General features: G+C 65.9%; 19 protein-coding genes. 15 read left to right on the top strand and 4 right to left on the bottom strand.

Features of this window, described 5'->3' with window-relative positions; genetic code table 11:
- Positions 1 to 16 precede the first annotated feature (16 nt).
- Positions 17 to 238 carry a translation initiation factor IF-1 gene (gene infA, locus VZC37_RS11740; protein WP_005170487.1) on the bottom strand — a complete coding sequence of 74 codons (222 nt, stop codon included), beginning with the start codon at positions 236 to 238 and terminating at the stop codon, positions 17 to 19.
- A gap of 478 nt (positions 239 to 716) precedes the next feature.
- Between infA and VZC37_RS11745 the strand changes: the two genes are divergently transcribed.
- The 15 genes from VZC37_RS11745 to VZC37_RS11815 all read left to right on the top strand — a co-directional run bounded on the left by VZC37_RS11745 (position 717) and on the right by VZC37_RS11815 (position 13,515).
- A complete protein-coding gene (locus VZC37_RS11745; RefSeq protein WP_330432679.1) occupies positions 717 to 1,574 on the top strand; it encodes an MlaE family ABC transporter permease in 858 nt (285 codons plus the stop codon).
- Between the two features lie 4 nt (positions 1,575 to 1,578).
- Positions 1,579 to 2,634, top strand: coding sequence for an MlaD family protein (locus tag VZC37_RS11750; protein WP_330432680.1), 1,056 nt, complete (start codon positions 1,579 to 1,581; stop codon positions 2,632 to 2,634).
- Positions 2,631 to 3,659: an MlaD family protein gene (locus tag VZC37_RS11755; protein WP_330432681.1), complete on the top strand. Its 1,029-nt coding sequence runs from the start codon at positions 2,631 to 2,633 to the stop codon at positions 3,657 to 3,659. Before VZC37_RS11750 ends, VZC37_RS11755 begins: the two co-directional genes overlap by 4 nt.
- On the top strand, positions 3,647 to 4,762 hold the full coding sequence (locus tag VZC37_RS11760) for an MCE family protein (protein WP_330432682.1): 1,116 nt from the start codon (positions 3,647 to 3,649) through the stop codon (positions 4,760 to 4,762). The genes VZC37_RS11755 and VZC37_RS11760 overlap by 13 nt, the downstream gene beginning before the upstream one ends.
- Positions 4,762 to 5,877, top strand: coding sequence for an MlaD family protein (locus VZC37_RS11765; protein WP_330432683.1), 1,116 nt, complete (start codon positions 4,762 to 4,764; stop codon positions 5,875 to 5,877). The genes VZC37_RS11760 and VZC37_RS11765 overlap by 1 nt, the downstream gene beginning before the upstream one ends.
- Positions 5,874 to 6,923 (top strand): MlaD family protein, encoded by a 1,050-nt coding sequence (locus VZC37_RS11770; RefSeq protein WP_330432684.1) that lies wholly within the window; start codon positions 5,874 to 5,876, stop codon positions 6,921 to 6,923. Before VZC37_RS11765 ends, VZC37_RS11770 begins: the two co-directional genes overlap by 4 nt.
- Positions 6,920 to 7,888 (top strand): MlaD family protein, encoded by a 969-nt coding sequence (locus tag VZC37_RS11775; protein ID WP_330432685.1) that lies wholly within the window; start codon positions 6,920 to 6,922, stop codon positions 7,886 to 7,888. The genes VZC37_RS11770 and VZC37_RS11775 overlap by 4 nt, the downstream gene beginning before the upstream one ends.
- A gap of 38 nt (positions 7,889 to 7,926) precedes the next feature.
- The gene (locus VZC37_RS11780; protein ID WP_330432686.1) at positions 7,927 to 8,814 is read left to right on the top strand and encodes a hypothetical protein; all 888 of its coding nucleotides are present in this window, start codon (positions 7,927 to 7,929) and stop codon (positions 8,812 to 8,814) included.
- A 3-nt stretch (positions 8,815 to 8,817) separates the two neighbouring features.
- Complete coding sequence (locus VZC37_RS11785; protein WP_330432687.1) at positions 8,818 to 9,654, top strand: MlaE family ABC transporter permease; 837 nt, start codon at positions 8,818 to 8,820, stop codon at positions 9,652 to 9,654.
- A 36-nt stretch (positions 9,655 to 9,690) separates the two neighbouring features.
- Positions 9,691 to 10,077 carry a phage holin family protein gene (locus VZC37_RS11790; protein ID WP_330432688.1) on the top strand — a complete coding sequence of 129 codons (387 nt, stop codon included), beginning with the start codon at positions 9,691 to 9,693 and terminating at the stop codon, positions 10,075 to 10,077.
- Positions 10,074 to 10,790 (top strand): SIMPL domain-containing protein, encoded by a 717-nt coding sequence (locus tag VZC37_RS11795; protein ID WP_330432689.1) that lies wholly within the window; start codon positions 10,074 to 10,076, stop codon positions 10,788 to 10,790. Before VZC37_RS11790 ends, VZC37_RS11795 begins: the two co-directional genes overlap by 4 nt.
- A 23-nt stretch (positions 10,791 to 10,813) precedes the next feature.
- Complete coding sequence (locus tag VZC37_RS11800) at positions 10,814 to 11,284, top strand: nuclear transport factor 2 family protein (RefSeq protein WP_330432690.1); 471 nt, start codon at positions 10,814 to 10,816, stop codon at positions 11,282 to 11,284.
- Between the two features lie 119 nt (positions 11,285 to 11,403).
- Positions 11,404 to 11,853, top strand: a complete 450-nt coding sequence (gene dtd / locus VZC37_RS11805) for a D-aminoacyl-tRNA deacylase (RefSeq protein ID WP_330432691.1) — start codon at positions 11,404 to 11,406, stop codon at positions 11,851 to 11,853.
- 71 nt (positions 11,854 to 11,924) lie between these two features.
- A complete protein-coding gene (gene fdhD / locus VZC37_RS11810) occupies positions 11,925 to 12,791 on the top strand; it encodes a formate dehydrogenase accessory sulfurtransferase FdhD (RefSeq protein WP_330432692.1) in 867 nt (288 codons plus the stop codon).
- Positions 12,792 to 12,795: 4 nt separating this feature from the next.
- Positions 12,796 to 13,515, top strand: coding sequence for a TIGR00266 family protein (locus VZC37_RS11815; RefSeq protein ID WP_330432693.1), 720 nt, complete (start codon positions 12,796 to 12,798; stop codon positions 13,513 to 13,515).
- Between the two features lie 57 nt (positions 13,516 to 13,572).
- Here VZC37_RS11815 and map read toward each other — a convergent pair whose 3' ends face one another.
- Genes map through secY form a run of 3 tightly spaced genes read right to left on the bottom strand, consistent with a single transcriptional unit; the run spans position 13,573 to position 16,275 of the window.
- Complete coding sequence (gene map, locus VZC37_RS11820; protein WP_330432694.1) at positions 13,573 to 14,367, bottom strand: type I methionyl aminopeptidase; 795 nt, start codon at positions 14,365 to 14,367, stop codon at positions 13,573 to 13,575.
- Between the two features lie 31 nt (positions 14,368 to 14,398).
- On the bottom strand, positions 14,399 to 14,953 hold the full coding sequence (locus VZC37_RS11825; RefSeq protein ID WP_330432695.1) for an adenylate kinase: 555 nt from the start codon (positions 14,951 to 14,953) through the stop codon (positions 14,399 to 14,401).
- Complete coding sequence (gene secY / locus VZC37_RS11830; protein ID WP_330432696.1) at positions 14,950 to 16,275, bottom strand: preprotein translocase subunit SecY; 1,326 nt, start codon at positions 16,273 to 16,275, stop codon at positions 14,950 to 14,952. Before secY ends, VZC37_RS11825 begins: the two co-directional genes overlap by 4 nt.
- Positions 16,276 to 16,445 lie beyond the last annotated feature (170 nt).

The following is a 16,445-nucleotide window of genomic DNA, read 5'->3' on the forward strand; positions in this document are numbered from 1 at the left end:
CTGGCTGGGGGAAGTCCTACTTGTACCGATAAACGATGCGCCCACGACCGAGGTCGTAGGGCGAGAGTTCCACGACGACCCGGTCCTCGGGCAGGATGCGGATGTAGTGCTGCCGCATCTTGCCACTGATGTGGGCGAGCACCTTGTGACCGTTCTCCAGCTCAATACGAAACATCGCATTGGGCAGGGGTTCGATCACTCGACCCTCGACCTCGATGGCCCCGTCTTTTTTCGCCATGTCCTCCGCGATCCTTGGCTCCTCGCCGGAAATCGCGAAGCGATCCCCAGGACACGAAGCCCGGTTGAATCCGTGCTTATCCGTTACTGTGATGGCACCGATCGCTGGCGAACGGCCCACCGGAGGCGACTCCCACCGGATCGCGGAATCCGCTCATGAACGGATGACACGCAGAATCCGGCGTGCGACGCACACCGACGTTCAATGTTACGCGAACTGGCACAACAGTCCAAACCGCGACCGCCGGCACCGTCGTGACACGGCGCGAGTACCCACATCCGGCCGGCCACTGCAGATCGGAATCCTGAATCAGACGTGCCCTCACCCATGGGGTGTGATGTGGAACACTTGACCACATATATGATACATATGACACGAGCTGTTGCGATGGAGTCGTGGTTGCAGCCCAGACTCATTGCACCCAGCAGGTCTCGCGACGCCGAGAATGGTTGGGCACGAAGGATTTCGGGGGGATTCCATGGACGCGCCATCGACTTACTCGCCGGTAGGTACCAAACCGCTGCGCGCGGTGATCGGCGGTGTGGACACGTCATTGGCCTATCTCGGCCAGTTCGTGTCCTTCGTCTACTACACGATCCGGTACATCCCGACGACCCTCGTCCACTATCCGCGCCAGACGGTCCGCGCGGTGACCGATCTCGCCTGGGGCCGGGGGGCCGTCGTCGTGGGCGGCGGCACCGCACTCGTGATGGCGGCACTGGGGATCGCCGCAGGTGCGACCGTGGCGGTGATCGCCCACAGCACCCTCGACCTGGTCGGGTTGGGTGCCGTGTCAGGTGCCGCATCGTCGTTCGCCATCACCCGTGAGTTCGCCCCGATCCTCGCCGCCGTCGCGTTCGCGATCCAGGCCGGCTGCCGGATCACCGCCGAGGTCGGCTCGATGCGCATCAGCGAGGAGATCGACGCCCTCGAGGTGATCGGCGTCCACGCCATGGCCTTCGTGGTGACGACCCGAGTCATCGCGGGCGTGATCACCACCATCCCGACCTTCCTCGTCGCGCTGGTCGCCAGCTACCTGAGCAGCTCGTTGGTGGTGGGCTTCCGCGACGAGTCCGTCGGCGCCTACGAGCACTACTTCGACCAGTTCCTCAACTTCGGTGACCTGGTGTTCGCAACCATCAAGTGCGTCGTTTTCGTCGTGGCCATCACGCTGATCCACTCCTACAAGGGCTTCTTCGCGCGCGGCGGCCCCGAGGGCGTCGGAGTCGCGTCGGGGCGTGCCATCCGTGCCAGCCTGGTGGCGATCATGGTCCTCGATCTGATCCTGACCATCGCCTTCTGGGGAATCAACTCCCCGTTCAGTTTCCGGGGCTGATCAGATGGCGGAGTTTCGTATTCCCGGAATGTCGGCGGAGCCGGCGACGTATCGGCGGCGCGCCCTCGCGTTCCTCGCCGGCCTCGCGCTGCTCGTCGGCACGATCGTCGTCGTCGACCGCGTTGTTCCCGACGACTCGATGCAGGTCACGATGTCGACGTCCACAGTCGCCGGTGGCATCCAGGCCGGCGCATCGGTGGTTCTCAACGGTTCGCAGGTCGGACGTGTCACCCAGGTCTCGGTGCCGGTACCCGACGTCTACGAGGTCACCCTCGAACTCGACCCGGAAAGGCTCGGGGACTCCACCGACGTCCTCACCGACACCGCCATGGTCAGCTACGCACCCGAGAACCTGTTCGGCATCGCCGCGGTCGTGCTCTACGGCCAGCCGGGTGGCGACCCGCTGCGCGACGGTTCCACGTTCTCGCCGCCCGAGCCGCAGGACGCCACTCTGACCACGTTGCTGCACAACCTGAGTGACCTGCAGAACGAGGCGTTCGACCCGTACGTCGGCGACGTCCTCGACATCGCCAATCAGGCGACCCTGGGACTACTGCCGCTGTTCGGTGCCATCGGCCAGATCGCCAGTGACGTGGCCGACACCCAGGTGGTGACGCCGCGCGAGACCCTCCCCCAGTACACCCAACTGATCGCACAGGTCCGGGGCACCGTCGACGACCTGCTGCCCGGGATCAAACAGATCATGGACTGGCAGGCGCCACGCGAACCCGGCTACCTCGAGCGATCCCAGAAAGGCCTGGAAGCCACCGCGGGACCGTTCATCGACGACCTGACCCGACTGCTCGCCGACGACGCACTGGGCCAGACGGCACCGTTGATGCCGGTGATCACCGAGGTGCTGCAGCGGGTGCAGGACACCTTCCCGGACGCCCGGCGCAACGGCATCCAGATCGCCACGCTGATCGAGCGCCTTCGCCGTTCGCTGCCCGACGCCCCCGGCGGGCCGGTCCTCAATGTCGACGTGGTCCTGAAGTCGGCACCCGGCGTGGCCGCAGCGCTCGGCCTGCCGGCCGCGCGAACGGGAGGTGGGCAGCGATGACCAATTTCCGTCGAGCTCTGGTGTACCTGGTGATCTTCGCGGTGGTGACCGTCCTGGGCGGTCTGTTCATCACCAACGCGATCATCCGCCCGGTCACCGACGTCAACCGTGTCTACACCGCGGACTTCGTCAACGCCGCCGGCCTGAAGGTCGGCAACGACGTCCGCGCCCGCGGCGCCCGTATCGGCAAGGTCACCTCCATCGCGGTGCACCGCGACGATGCCAACCCCGCCAGCGTCGCACGGGTCGAGTTCGAGCTCGCCGGCGACGCGCAGGTGCACGAGAACAGCAACCTCGCCATCCGGTACCTGAACCTGACGGGTATCCGGTACGTCGACCTCCAGGAGCCCGAACAGCCGGGCGCCCCGGTGCCCGATGACGAGCTCATCACGACCGAATCGACGACGCCGTCCTTCGACGTCACGCGGGTCTTCCGCGGACTGGCCCCGGTGTTCTCGGCGATGAGCACCGAGGACATCAACCACTTCACCGAGAGTCTGCTGGCCGTGGTGGAAGGCGACGGCTCCAGCTTTCCGCAGTTCGTGAGCTCGCTGACGACGATGATGGAACTGGTCGACGACCGCTCGCAGGTGATCAACACGCTCGTCGACAACCTCGCCGAACTCGCCGGGGCCGTCGACGGCCGCCAGGAGTACATCGATCCCATCATCGGATACATCTCCCGCTTCGGCACCGTGCTCGCCGAGTGGACGCCCGATCTGGAGAACCTCGCCAATGACACCGGCAACCTCCTCATCCAGGCCGACTACCTGCTCGCGGCACTCGGCCTCGAGCCCAACCGGACGCCCGACGCCGACTTCTTCGTCAACCAGATCGAACCGATCAACGAAGCGGTCATCGGCCTGCTCTCGCTGACGCCCGGCATTCTCGAATCGATCAACTCCGTTGTCCCCGCGCCGGATGCGCAACAGGTCGACCGCACGTGCTCCAACGGCACGGCCGACCTGCCCGCCGAGGTGAAGCTGTTCCTGCGGGGAAGTCAGGTGACGTTGTGCAAACGCTGAACTACGACAATCTGCGCGAGAACCGCACGAGCATCCCTGTGTTGTCGAGCGTCGGAGCCATCATCCGTTCGCTCTGGGCCTTCGGGATCGACCTGGTCAACCGCATGACCGACCACAAGCCGAAGTCCAATCGCGGGCGTCGGCGCTCCGAACTCCGTTGGGGCGTCGCCGGTGTGGTGGTCAGCCTGGTCGCTGGCCTGATCGCGGTCGGGGTCTACTGGTTCGCTCCCGGCCACTACCGCGTGGTGGCGCAGTTCGAGGAGGCCGGCCAGATGAAGGTGGGCAACAGTGTCCGCGTGGCCGGCGTGCCGGTGGGCACCGTCAAGAGCATCGATCTGCAGTCCGACCACGTCGACGTCGAGATGGCGGTCCGGTGGGGCACGTACCTCGGCGACCGGACCCGGGCGGACGTCAAGATGCTCACCATCGTCGGCGGTTCCTTCGTGGACCTCACCCCGGACGGCGACGCTTCGATCGGCGACGAGCCGATCCCGACCGACCGCACGTCGGTTCCCTACAGCCTCATGGAGACCTTTCAGACCATCCAGCCGAAGCTGACGGAGATCGACGCCGACCCGCTGCGCAAGACGATGTCCGACTTCAACGAGGCACTCACCGCCAATCCCGGTGCGCTGCGCAAGAACATCACGCTGATCCACTCGATGCTCGACAACCTGCAACAGCGCCAGGACGAGTTCGGTTCGATGCTGCGGCTCGCCGCCGACTATGCCGAACAGATCAACGCCAACGGCGACGTGATCACCCAGATGGCGCGCAACCTCTCGAGTTTCATCTCGGAGTACGCGGTGTTCGCTCCCCGACTGAACCTGGTGCTGCACCGGACCGGTGTGCTGCTCGAACGACTGCGCGGTGTCGTGCTGCTCTACAACGACGACATCCAGCCGCTGATCGACCAGCTCGATGCGATCGGACGTGACTTCGGGCCCGCGCTGCAGCGGTACACCCCGTTGATCGAGCAGGGCCGCGACCTCATCAATCGACTGGAGGGCATGGTGGCCCCCGACGGTTCCATCGTCATCGACCAGAGCAATGTGGTGCTTTCGTCGGTCTACTGCATCCCCATGGTGGGGGTGAAGTGCTGATGCTGGCGAAGATCCTCGGCTCGAAGTGGCTGATATCCGGCACCGCCATCGCGGTGGTCGTCGCGTCCATGGCCGGCCTGTACGTCGTCGGCAGTGGACTCACCGGGCAGAAGGAGTACTGCGCGGAGTTCGACGACGCGATCGGTTTGTTCCCCGGCAACCACGTCACCCGGCGCGGGGTCACGATCGGCACGATCACCGATGTCGAGCCCGGCCAGGGTGCGGCGATCGTCCGGTTCACCGCCGACGGCGCACAGCAGTTCCCGGCCGAGGTCAAGGCGGCCACCGTGGCTCCGTCGGTCATCGCCGTGCGTCAACTCGCGCTCATCGGCGACGACACCGGGGGCGAGTCGCTGGCGTCCGACGAGTGCATCCCGAAGACGGCCACCAACACACCGGTGTCGATCTCCGAGTCGCTCGAGAGCATCTCGACGGTCGCCAAACAGCTCACCACCGCCGGTGGCCCCGACGAGCTCCAGAACGTCCTGCAGTTCGTCGGCAACCTGGACAAGGAGCTCGACGGCACCGGACCGGAACTGAACTCGCTGATCAACGATCTGGCCGAGCCGGCCAACAGTCCGATGGCCGGCGCCCTGGTCGACACGGCCCGGGTCGTCGACAGCGTCAGCGCGATGTCGACCGGACTCGCCGGGAACTGGGACTTCCTCGAGGATTTCATCACCGAGATCACCGGCGTCATCGAACCGTTGGTGTTGCCGACCATCGACGACGTCGTCCGGATCATCGGCGCCGTGCCCGAGACCATCCAGCTGCTGACCAAGGTCGTCGCCCACTACGGGCACTTCGTCTGGCCGGCTCTCGACGTGGTCGTACCGATCGCCCGGCTGATCGGCAACGGCATGCGCAACTTCGGCGACATCCTGGGCATCGTGCCCGTGCTCATCCGGGCCTTCGACATCTCCTTCGATCAGCAATCCCTGGGCCTACGAATTCGCTACACCCCGCCGACCACCCGCATACCCGCCCAGAATCCGGAGCTGACCTGCGCGAACATCAACCGTCTCGTGCCCGGCCAATGCACCGTTACCGATCCCGACGGCATGGAGATCGACGCGATCACCATGGCCCTGATGCTGACGGGAGCCAAGCCATGACGGCGGGTCGGCCGGCCGGCCGGCGGTCCGTGACGATCCGGGTGATCGCCCTGCTGATGGCCGGATGGTGGCTCACCGGGTGCTCCGCGTACGCGTACTTCAGCCCGGAGGAACTGCCCACACCGCAGTCCGTGCGCACCGGATGGATGCTGAACGTCGAGGTACCCACAGCGGTGAACCTTCCACTGGCCTCGCGCGTCACGGTCAACGGCATCGAGTCCGGCGTCGTGTCCGAGATCGTGCCCGCCACCGGCCACACGGTGATCCGGCTCCTTCTCGACGACGCCCAGCCCGTCTCCGCGGAGGCGACGCTGGAGCTCAAACAGGACACCCTGCTGGGTGACACCTACGTCGCGATCACCAATCCGCCCAACCCTTCTCGGACGGCCCTACCGACCGGCGGCACCCTGCCCGAGTCCCAGGTGGAGCGTCCGGTCCAGATCGAGCAGTTGATGGTCAGCCTCTCCAACTTCCTCGGCAGCGGTGACCTGATGCAGTTGGGCAACACGTTCTCCACCGTGAACAACCAGTTCCCCCAGGATCCCGCGGAGGTACGCAAGATCCAGGCCATCCTGACCGACACGGTGAACACCTGGGCGGACAGCACCGGCGACATCACGTCGATCCTGCGCAACGTCACCGCGCTCACCGAGAAGCTCAAGTCGATGAAGGGCACCTTGGAGTTCACCCTCAGCCAGGGCGGGGTCGATCAGTTCCGGGCGATGAGCGACACCACCTACCTCGTCGTGGTGCTCGCCCGCCTGCAGCGCGCGCTCGGCCCGGCGATGCCGTTGGTCCCGGTGCTCACGAGTCTGACGCAGCTCGTCAACAATGTGGCCAAACCCATGCTCATCCCCGGCTGGCCGGACAACGACGTGTCCAACGCCGAACTGTTCGTCGACGTCCTCCACGACAAGTTGGTCCCGTACTTCAAGAACGCGCCCGGCCTGAACATCCGCTCGCTCGCCATCGAACACAACGTCTCCGACCGCGAGATCGCGGGACAGCTGGCGAATGTCTTCCGCATGTTGGGAATGACCCGATGAACCCGCAGACCTACCGGGAGCTGGCACTCAACGTCGCCGCCTTCGTCGCCGTCATCGTCCTCTGCGGCGGGTACCTGGCGACCCAGGCCTACGACTGGGATCCGTTCGAGGAACCCAAGACCGCGGAGATGGGTGTGACGAACACCGGCCTCATCCTGTCGGGCACGGGCGTCTTCGTCAGCGGTGTCCGCATCGGCGAGGTCCGCGAGGTACAGATCGAGCGTGAGGGCGCCAATCTCGTGCTCGAATACGAGAGCGCGCAACAGATCCCCGCCGACTCGACCGTGGAGATCGGATTGCAGTCGGCTCTGGGCGAGCCCTACATCAACTTCAGCGGAGGCAGTTTCAGCGGTCCCGCGCTCCCCGACGGCGCGGTCATCGACGCCGAACAGATCGCCGAACCGGAGTCGATTCCCGGTATCTTCGAAGAGATCTCGACGATGTCGTCGGCGATCGCGGCGGGTCCGATGGCCGGGGTGCTGAAAACCGTGTCACAGGCACTCGACGGCACCGAACCGGCCTTGGGCCGGATCAGCGATGGCACGCGACTCGTTGCGGCACTGCTGTTGTCGCGGTCGGAGCAACTGCGGACGATGTTCAGCAACACGCAGGTCTACACCAGCGACCTCGGGTGGATCGTGAACACCCTGCCCGAGTTCTCCCGGGGCCTAGACCGGGTGATCACCGACTTCCAGGGCGCACTGCACACGACCGCCAACCTGGTCAACACCGTAGATCCGTACACTGCGATCACCGAAACCCTGCATCCGTTCTTCGAACGGTTCAACCCGTACCTGGAGAAGACGATCCCGCCGGTGATGGATGCGGTCGGACCCCTGATGCCGATTGTGACCGCACTCAATCAGACCCTGCCCCAGATCAACATGAGTGAGCTGCTGGCGCGTGCACTCGAATTGTTCGGCGCCGGCGACGGCATGCGGCTGGTCATCACCCAGCCGAACTGATGCCGGACACCATGCACACGAAGAACGGAGAAACGGCTGTGGCCGAAGACAAGACACCGTCCGCACCGGACGAGAACGAGAACACGGGCACCGACGACAGCACGGACCTCGACGGCTCGACGGATCCCGATACCCACGTGACCGAGAGTCGCGCCACGGACCGAGAGTCGACCGATGGGGACACACCGAAGCGCGAGGACAAGGACGAGCCCGCCGGGAACCGGTCCGGCCCGGTTGCGGACGACAAGCCGGCGGCTGAGGACAAGCCGGCGGTGGTCTCGAGATCAAATCGGGCCTCGAGATCCTCACGGCAACTGTCCATCTCGGTCGGCACCCTTGCGATCTCGGTGCTGGTGATCGCGCTCGTCGCCGCACTGGTGACATTCGCCTACCGCGACTTCTCGGCGCGCGACGAGTTGAACGCCCTCACCTCCGAGGCCGCCGACTCGGCAGCCGCCGAAGAGGTCGCCGGACGCTACGCGGTCTCCGCGGCCACGCTGGACTACGAGGACCTGACCCCGTGGATCGCCGCGATGAAGGACGGGGTCAGCCCGGAACTGCAGAAGAAGTACGACGTCATCGGCCAGGCGATGGAACAGATCATCACACCGCTGCGAATGCAGACGACAGCCGAGCTCGTTCTCGCCAAGACGACGGAGTCCAACGGCGACATGTTCCAGGTCGACGCCGTCGTCAACGTCAACACGACGAGCGTGCAGACCCCCGACGGCGGCAGCGCCGTGGCCGTCTACACCGTCACGCTCGATCGGTCGCAGGACTGGCTCATCACCGAGGTGGGCGACCCCACCGGAGCGATTCCCGGCAGCCTGGAAGGCGCTGCGCCCGAGGCCGCCCCGCAGGAGTCCGCCCCGCAAGAGTCCGCCCCACCACCGCCGCCGGCTCCGGCACCGGCACCAGGGGGCTGATCGATGACCCAACGAGTATCGCGTAGCCCGGCCTACGAGGCGTTCGCCGAGAACTTCTCGGAGAACGCCCTGGGCCCGGTCCGGACCCTGGGTCGCACCTTCCGCCTGTCCATCGTCTCGATGCTGCAACTCGCGCTCGACATCCTGCGCGGACAGTTGAAGTTCCGCGAGGCGGTTGTCATGGCCTGGTACCTCGTGAGCGTCACCGCGCTGCCGGCATTCCTGATGGCGATTCCGTTCGGCGTCATCGTCACCATCCAGATCGGCAACATCATCAATCAGCTCGGCGCACAGTCGTTGCTGGGTGCCGCATCCGGGTTCGCCGTCATCCAGCAGGCGGCGCCCCTCGCGGCCGGGATCCTGCTCGGCGGCGCCGGGGCATCGGCGATCGCGGCCGACCTCGGCGCACGCACCGTCCGGGAAGAGATCGACGCCATGCGCACCATGGGCGTCGACCCGATCCAGCGGCTGGTGGTGCCTCGGGTCATCGCAGCGGCCTTCGTCGCCCCGCTGCTCGCGGTGTTCATCATCGTGGTCGGTGTCGTCGCCGCGTTCTACCTGGCGGTCACCATGCAGGGTGTCGGACCCGGCAGTTATTGGCTGTCCTTCGGCGCCTTCGCATCACCGCGCGACCTGGCGCTGGCCCTGATCAAGGCGGCGATCTTCGGTGTGATCATCGCGGTCATCGGGTGTCAGCGGGGGCTGGAGGCCAAGGGCGGTCCGCGCGGTGTCGCCGACGGGGTCAACGCGACCGTGGTGGTGTCGACGGTCGCGATCATCGGCGTGAACTTCGTGATCACCCTGATCTACACGGTCTTCTTCCCGCTGCAGATCGGCTGACGTCCGGGCAGCTGCAGATCTGGCACACTGACCCCCATGTCCGCCTTCCTGATTCGTTCCGCGTTCACCGGGTTCGCCCTGTGGATCGCGACGTTGATCGTGCCGGGGCTCGACTTCGTCGGCGGGTCCACGGGGTGGGAGCAGTTCGGCATCGTCGTGGTGGTCGCCCTGATCTTCGGGGTGGTCAACGCGATCATCAAGCCGGTCGTGCAGATCTTGTCGATCCCGCTGTACATCCTCACTCTCGGCCTGATCCACGTCGTCATCAACGCGTTCATGCTCGAGATCACGGCATGGATCACCCGGAACACCACCCACTGGGGCCTCGAGGTCGACAGCTTCTTCTGGTCGGCCATCCTCGGCGCGATCGTCATCTCGATCGTCGGCTGGATGCTGGGTCTGCTGATGCGGGAGCCGGTGTGAGTCGGCGGACGGCCCGGGTCGCGGCGATCGTCGCGAGTGTGGCGGCGGTGCTGTTCGTGTCCGCTTGCGGGAGCGGCGGCGGAGACGACCCGCGCACCGTGACCGTCGTGGGCAACGGCGAGGTCACCGGCGCCCCCGACACGTTACGCGCCGTCATCGGCGTCGAGGCCACCGCCGATGACGTCTCGAGTGCGCTGAACGAGTCGAGCACGCAGGTGAGTGCGGTGACCGACGCAGTCGTCGAGGCGGGCGTCGCGCGCGAGGACATCCAGACGCAGCAGGTGGACCTGAGTCCGCAGTACGCCAATCCGGCACCCGGTTCGACCCGCGAGATCTCCGGGTATCAGGCCACGAACACGATCCGGGTGACCATCCGTGACATCGCAACCGCCTCGGACGTACTCGCCGCGGCCGCGACGGCGGGCGGCGACAACACCCGGATCAGCAACGTCGCGTTCGCCATCGACGACGATTCGGACTTGATGAAGCAGGCCCGCGAGGCCGCGTTCACCGACGCCCGTGGTCGCGCGGACCAGTACGCGTCGCTCAGCGGGGATTCCCTCGGTGATGTGCAGACCATCAACGAGCAGACCAGCGGGCAAGAACAACCGACGACAATGCAGCGCGACTCGGTGGCCGCCGCCCCCGTGCCGATCGAACCGGGTCAGCAGACACTCACCTTCTCGGTCACGGTGACCTTCGAGCTGACGTAACCCGACAGGCGTACCGTTGAGTCGTGGCGGAATCGGCCGAATGGTCACCTGCGCTGGACGAACTGATCCAGCGCAACGACGCCGCCGCCAAGGCCTACATCAACGGTGAGATCGACCGTTTCCTCGACCTGGTGAATCCTGCCGACGACTACACCCTGTTCACTCCTTTCGGTGGCGAGGCGGTCTCCGACATGGATCGCAGCGAGGACGCCAAGCGCGCCACCGCCGAGTTCTTCCAGGGCGGTGAGGCTGCGCTCGAGGTCGCCGCGGCGCACATGTCCGGCGATCTCGCCGTGCTGATCGCCATCGAACGACAACACGGCCGCGTCGGCGGTCGTGACCTGCCGGACTGTTCCCTGCGCGTGACGCTCGTCTTCCGGCACGACGACGCCGGGTGGCGACTCCTGCACCGGCACGCCGATCCCCTGGTCCATCCGATCGACTTCGACGCACTCGTCGGACTGCTCGGTGGCGCCGAGCAGTCCGACGACTGATCGTCTCCACACGCGCACCGTCCAACCACATGCGCGGGTTGCTACCTGAGCGTGTAAGTGGAGCCTGAGCGTTTCGGCCGATGCCAGTCACAGTCACGCCGCATGGCACCCTGTTGGCCATGCGTGCAGTCATCCAACGCGTGACCGAGGCGTCCGTGGTCGTCGACGGCGAGACCGTCGGTGCACTCGACCTGGCGGACGGCCGTACCGGTCTCGTCGCACTCGTCGGCGTCACCCACGATGACACCGAGGAACTCGCGGCGAAGCTCGCCGACAAGATCTGGCGACTCCGCATCCTCGACGGCGACGACGGCCGCGAGTGCTCGGCATCCGACGTCGGCGCACCGATCCTGGTGATCAGCCAGTTCACGCTGTATGCGAACACCGCCAAGGGCCGGCGTCCCTCGTGGAATGCCGCAGCGCCCGGACCGGTCGCCGAGCCGCTGGTCTCGGCTGTGAGCGATGCCCTCCGCGCCGCCGGTGCGACGGTCGCCACCGGACGGTTCGGCGCGGACATGAAGGTCAGGCTCGTCAACGACGGCCCCGTCACCCTCGTCCTCGAGGTTTAGTCTGGTGCCGACCGCGTGGTGCCGACCGCGCGCTCAACCCCTCGGCTCCGCGCATCGGTAGTGTCGTCGATGTGGGACGCATAACCGCCCGGCGACGGGTCACCAGGATTCGGCGAGACCAGCCGACAGCGGTTCGCGCTGATGTCCTGGCCGTCGAGGAACCCCTCGAGATCAGGCTCGACGGCGCGCGTTTCGTCGTCACCATGCGCACTCCGGGCAACGACGTCGAACTCGCGATCGGCTACCTCGTGTCCGAGGGAATCGTCGCCGCCGGCTCCGACGTCGACACGGCCCGGTACTGTGCCGGCACGGATGCCGACGGGATGAACACGTACAACGTGCTCGACGTGACCCTGGCGCCGGGCGTCCCCGGCCCCGACCCGACGGCGGCGCGACAGGTCACCATGACCAGCGCCTGCGGCGTCTGCGGCAAGGACAGCATCGACGCGGTGACGACCCGGTCCAGATTCGATCCGGCCGTCGACCCTCTTATCGTGAATCCGGATGTGCTGCTGGAACTTCCGGACCGCCTACGCGCCGGGCAGTCGGTCTTCGACAAGACCGGCGGGCTTCACGCCGCCGCACTCGTCGACGGACGATCCGGCGAGATCATCGCACTGCGCGAAGATGTCGGCCGACACAACGCCGTCGACAAGATCATCGGGTGGGCCGCCGCCGCGAACCTCCTCCCGCTGCGTGAACACATCCTGCAGGTGTCGGGCCGGGCCAGCTTCGAGCTCGTTCAGAAGGCGGCGATGGCCGGCATCCCGGTTCTCTCCGCCGTGTCGGCGCCGTCGTCGTTGGCCGCCGAGCTCGCCGAGGAACGCGGGATCACCCTCGCCGGTTTCGTCCGCGGGGATTCGATGGTCCTCTACAGTCGTCCGGACCGGGTGAGCCACACTTCCGACACCGTGCGGGGATCGTCCGCACTAGGCTGACGTCATGCAACCCCGCATCAACGGCACCACGATGCCGGTCCTGGAGCTGACTCTGGATGCCGGCGAACACATCATCGCCGAAGGTGGCGACGTCGCCTGGCTGACACCAGGATTCGACATGGAGACCTCCACCGCGTTCGGTTCCGGCGGCAGAGGCGGCTTCATGAGCGGCCTCAAGCGCATGCTCGGTGGCGGCCAACTGTTCCTGACCAGGTACACGGCGCCGCCGCAGGGCGGGTTCGTCGCGTTCGCCGCGAGCATGCCCGGCCAGATCCGTGAGCTGCAGATCGACGCAGCCGATGAGTTCATGGTGCAGTCGGGTTCGTTCATGGCCAGCACCGACGACGTCGAGATCTCGGTGGGCCTGCAGAAGAAGCTCGGCGTCGGCGTCTTCGGTGGTGCCGGCGTGGTCTTCCAGAAACTCGCGGGCACCGGCTCGGCGTGGGTTCAGCTGTCCGGCGAGATCGTCGAGTACGACCTCGCAGCCGGGCAGTCGATGCTGGTGCATCCAGGCCATCTGGCGCTGTTCCGCGCACAGATGCCCCTGGAGTTCGCGAAGGTCAAGGGCGTCAAGAACAAGTTCTTCGGAGACTCGCTGTTCCTCGCCGAGATCCACGGTCCAGGCCACATCTGGCTGCAGTCGATGACTCCGGACAAGCTCGCCGCGGCGTTGGAACCGTATCTACCCAAGGACAGTTCGCCGGGATCCGGCGGAGACAACTGAGGTACGGCCGAGACGACGCCATTCGGCGGCAACCAACGGCGGCAACGACGTCGCCGCTCAGCTGGAGCGGGGTGTGAGGATACGTGGGCCGTCGCCGGTGACGACGACGGTGTGCTCCCAATGCGCTGCCCGGGAACCGTCGTCGGTGACCACGGTCCAGTCGTCGTCGAGCACCGATGTCTCCGTGGTGCCCAGCGTCAGCATCGGTTCGATCGCAAGGGTCGATCCGATGACCAGACGTGGCCCCCGGTTCGGCTTTCCCTCGTTCGCCAGGAACGGTTCCATGTGCATCTCGCGGCCGATGCCGTGACCGCCGTAACCGGCGACGATGCCGAACGAACGCCCGAACTTCTGTTCCGCCGCACGGGTGCCCAGCTCGATGGCGTGCGAGATGTCGGTGAGCCGGGCGCCGTCGACCATCGCGGCTATCCCCGCCTCCATCGACAGACGCGTGGCCTCGGACAGTTCGGTGTCCTCCGCAGAGAGTTCGCCCACGCCGAAGGTCCACGCCGAGTCGCCGTGCCAGCCGTCGAGGATGGCACCACAGTCGATCGACACCAGGTCACCCTCGGCCAGAACCACGTCCGACGACGGGATTCCGTGCACCACAACATCATTGACCGAGCTGCAGATCGAGCCGGGAAAGCCGTGGTAGCCCTTGAACGACGGGACGGCCCCGGCAGCCCGGATCACGGATTCGGCCACCTCGTCGAGTTCGAGCGTGGACACACCCGGGGCGGCTGCGTTGCGGACCGCGACGAGCGCCGCGCCCACCACAGCTCCGGCGGCAGCCATGGCGTCGACTTCGGCGGCGGTCCGGAACGGCACCGGCCGGGGTTTACGAAAAGCCATGGATACGACCGCTATTCGGTGTGGACGCGGATCAGGACACGCCCGCGCCGAGCGCGCTCAGCACACGCTGGTGGACGTCCTGCACATCACCCACGGCATCGATGGTCTTGACCTCGTCGCCGTAGTACTCGAGCAACGGCGCGGTTTCCTTGGTGTAGACCGACATCCGGTTGCGGATGACCTCTTCGGTGTCGTCGGCGCGGCCGCGGGCCATCATGCGTTCGACCACGACCTCGGTGTCCACCACGAACGACAGCACGGCGTCGAGGCCGGTGTCGAGCTTGGCGAGGATGTCCTTGAGAGCGTCGGCCTGCTCGGTCGAGCGGGGAAACCCGTCGAGGATGAAACCCTTTGCGGCGTCAGGCTCGGCGACTCGTGCGCGCACCATGTCGACCGTGATCTCCGACGGCACCAGATCGCCCGCGTCGAGGTACCGCTTGGCCTCGATCCCGACCGCCGTGCCCTGGGAGATATTGGCACGGAAGAGGTCTCCGGTGGAGATGTGCGGGATGCCGATCGCTTCGGAGAGAAGCTCCGCCTGAGTGCCCTTGCCGGCGCCGGGGGGGCCGAGAATCACGAGTCTCACTTGAGGAATCCTTCGTACTTACGTTGCATCAGTTGACTGTTGACTTGCTTCATCGTGTCCAGACCCACACCGACCATGATCAGCACGGCCGTGCCCCCAAATGGCAGGTTCTGCACACCACCGCTGTTACCGATCTCGAGGAACAGGTTGGGCAGTACCGCGATGATACCCAGGTAGATCGAGCCCGGCAGTGTGATGCGGCTCAACACATACCCGAGGTAATCGGCCGTCGGCCGGCCGGGACGGATACCCGGGATGAAGCCACCGTACTTCTTCATGTCGTCGGCGCGCTCCTCCGGATTGAAGGTGACCGCGACGTAGAAGTAGGTGAAGAAGATGATCATCAGGAAGTACACGAGAATGTAGACCCAGCTGCCGGGGTCGGTCAGGTACTCGCTGATGTAGCGCTGCCAGGACGACTGCTCGCCGGCCGGGTCCTGCGTCAGCTGCAGGATCAGCTGCGGGAGGTAGAGCAGCGACGAGGCGAAGATCACCGGGATGACGCCGGCCTGGTTGACCTTGAGCGGCAGATAGGTCGAGGAACCGCCGTACATCTTTCGGCCCACCATGCGCTTGGCGTACTGCACGGGGATGCGGCGCTGGCCCTGCTCGATGAACACGACGCCGGCCACGATCAGCAGCGCGGCGACACACACCAGGCTGAAGACCAGCGGACCGCGGGTGTCGAGGATGTTGCGGCCTTCCGCGGGAATGCGCGCGGCGATACCGGCGAAGATCAGCAGGGACATGCCGTTGCCGACGCCACGCTCGGTGATGAGCTCGCCGAACCACATGACGACACAGGCGCCGGCGGTCATCACGAGCACGATGATCGCGAGTCCGAAGATGGATTGGTCGTTGATGATCTGATCACCGACCGAACAGTCCGCGAGCAACTGCCCTCGGTCGGCGAGGGCCACGATGCCGGTCGACTGCAGCAACGCCAACGCCACCGTGAGGTAGCGGGTGTACTGCGTCATCTTGGCCTGGCCGGACTGGCCTTCCTTGCGCAGCTGCTCGAAGCGCGGAATCACCACGGTGAGCAACTGCACGATGATGCTGGCCGTGATGTAGGGCATGATGCCGATCGCGAACACCGACAGCTGCAGCAGTGCGCCGCCGGAGAACAGGCTGATCAGCGAATAGATGTTCGCCGAGTCGCCCTGCGACACCTCGTCGAGACATGCCCGCACGGTCTGGTAGTCGACGCCGGGCGAAGGAATGGTCGCACCCAGTCGATACAGCACGATGATGCCGATGACGAAGAGGATCTTCTTCCTCAGATCGGGCGTCCTAAAGGCCGCGACGAGGGGGGAAAACACTAACTCCTCCTAGGAACGACCACGCAGCAAGGACTCGCATCCCCCACGTGCTCGGCAATCGACGTTGATCGAAGCGTCCGGACAACGCTTGAACTCTAACAGTCACGCCATCGGCCCTCGTCAGCGCGACGGCCGTTGTCCCACTTGTCCGAGTGGCGACCCGCAACGGT

Origin of the sequence: Gordonia sesuvii (assembly GCF_036350415.1) — a bacterium.
GTDB lineage: Bacteria > Actinomycetota > Actinomycetes > Mycobacteriales > Mycobacteriaceae > Gordonia > Gordonia sesuvii.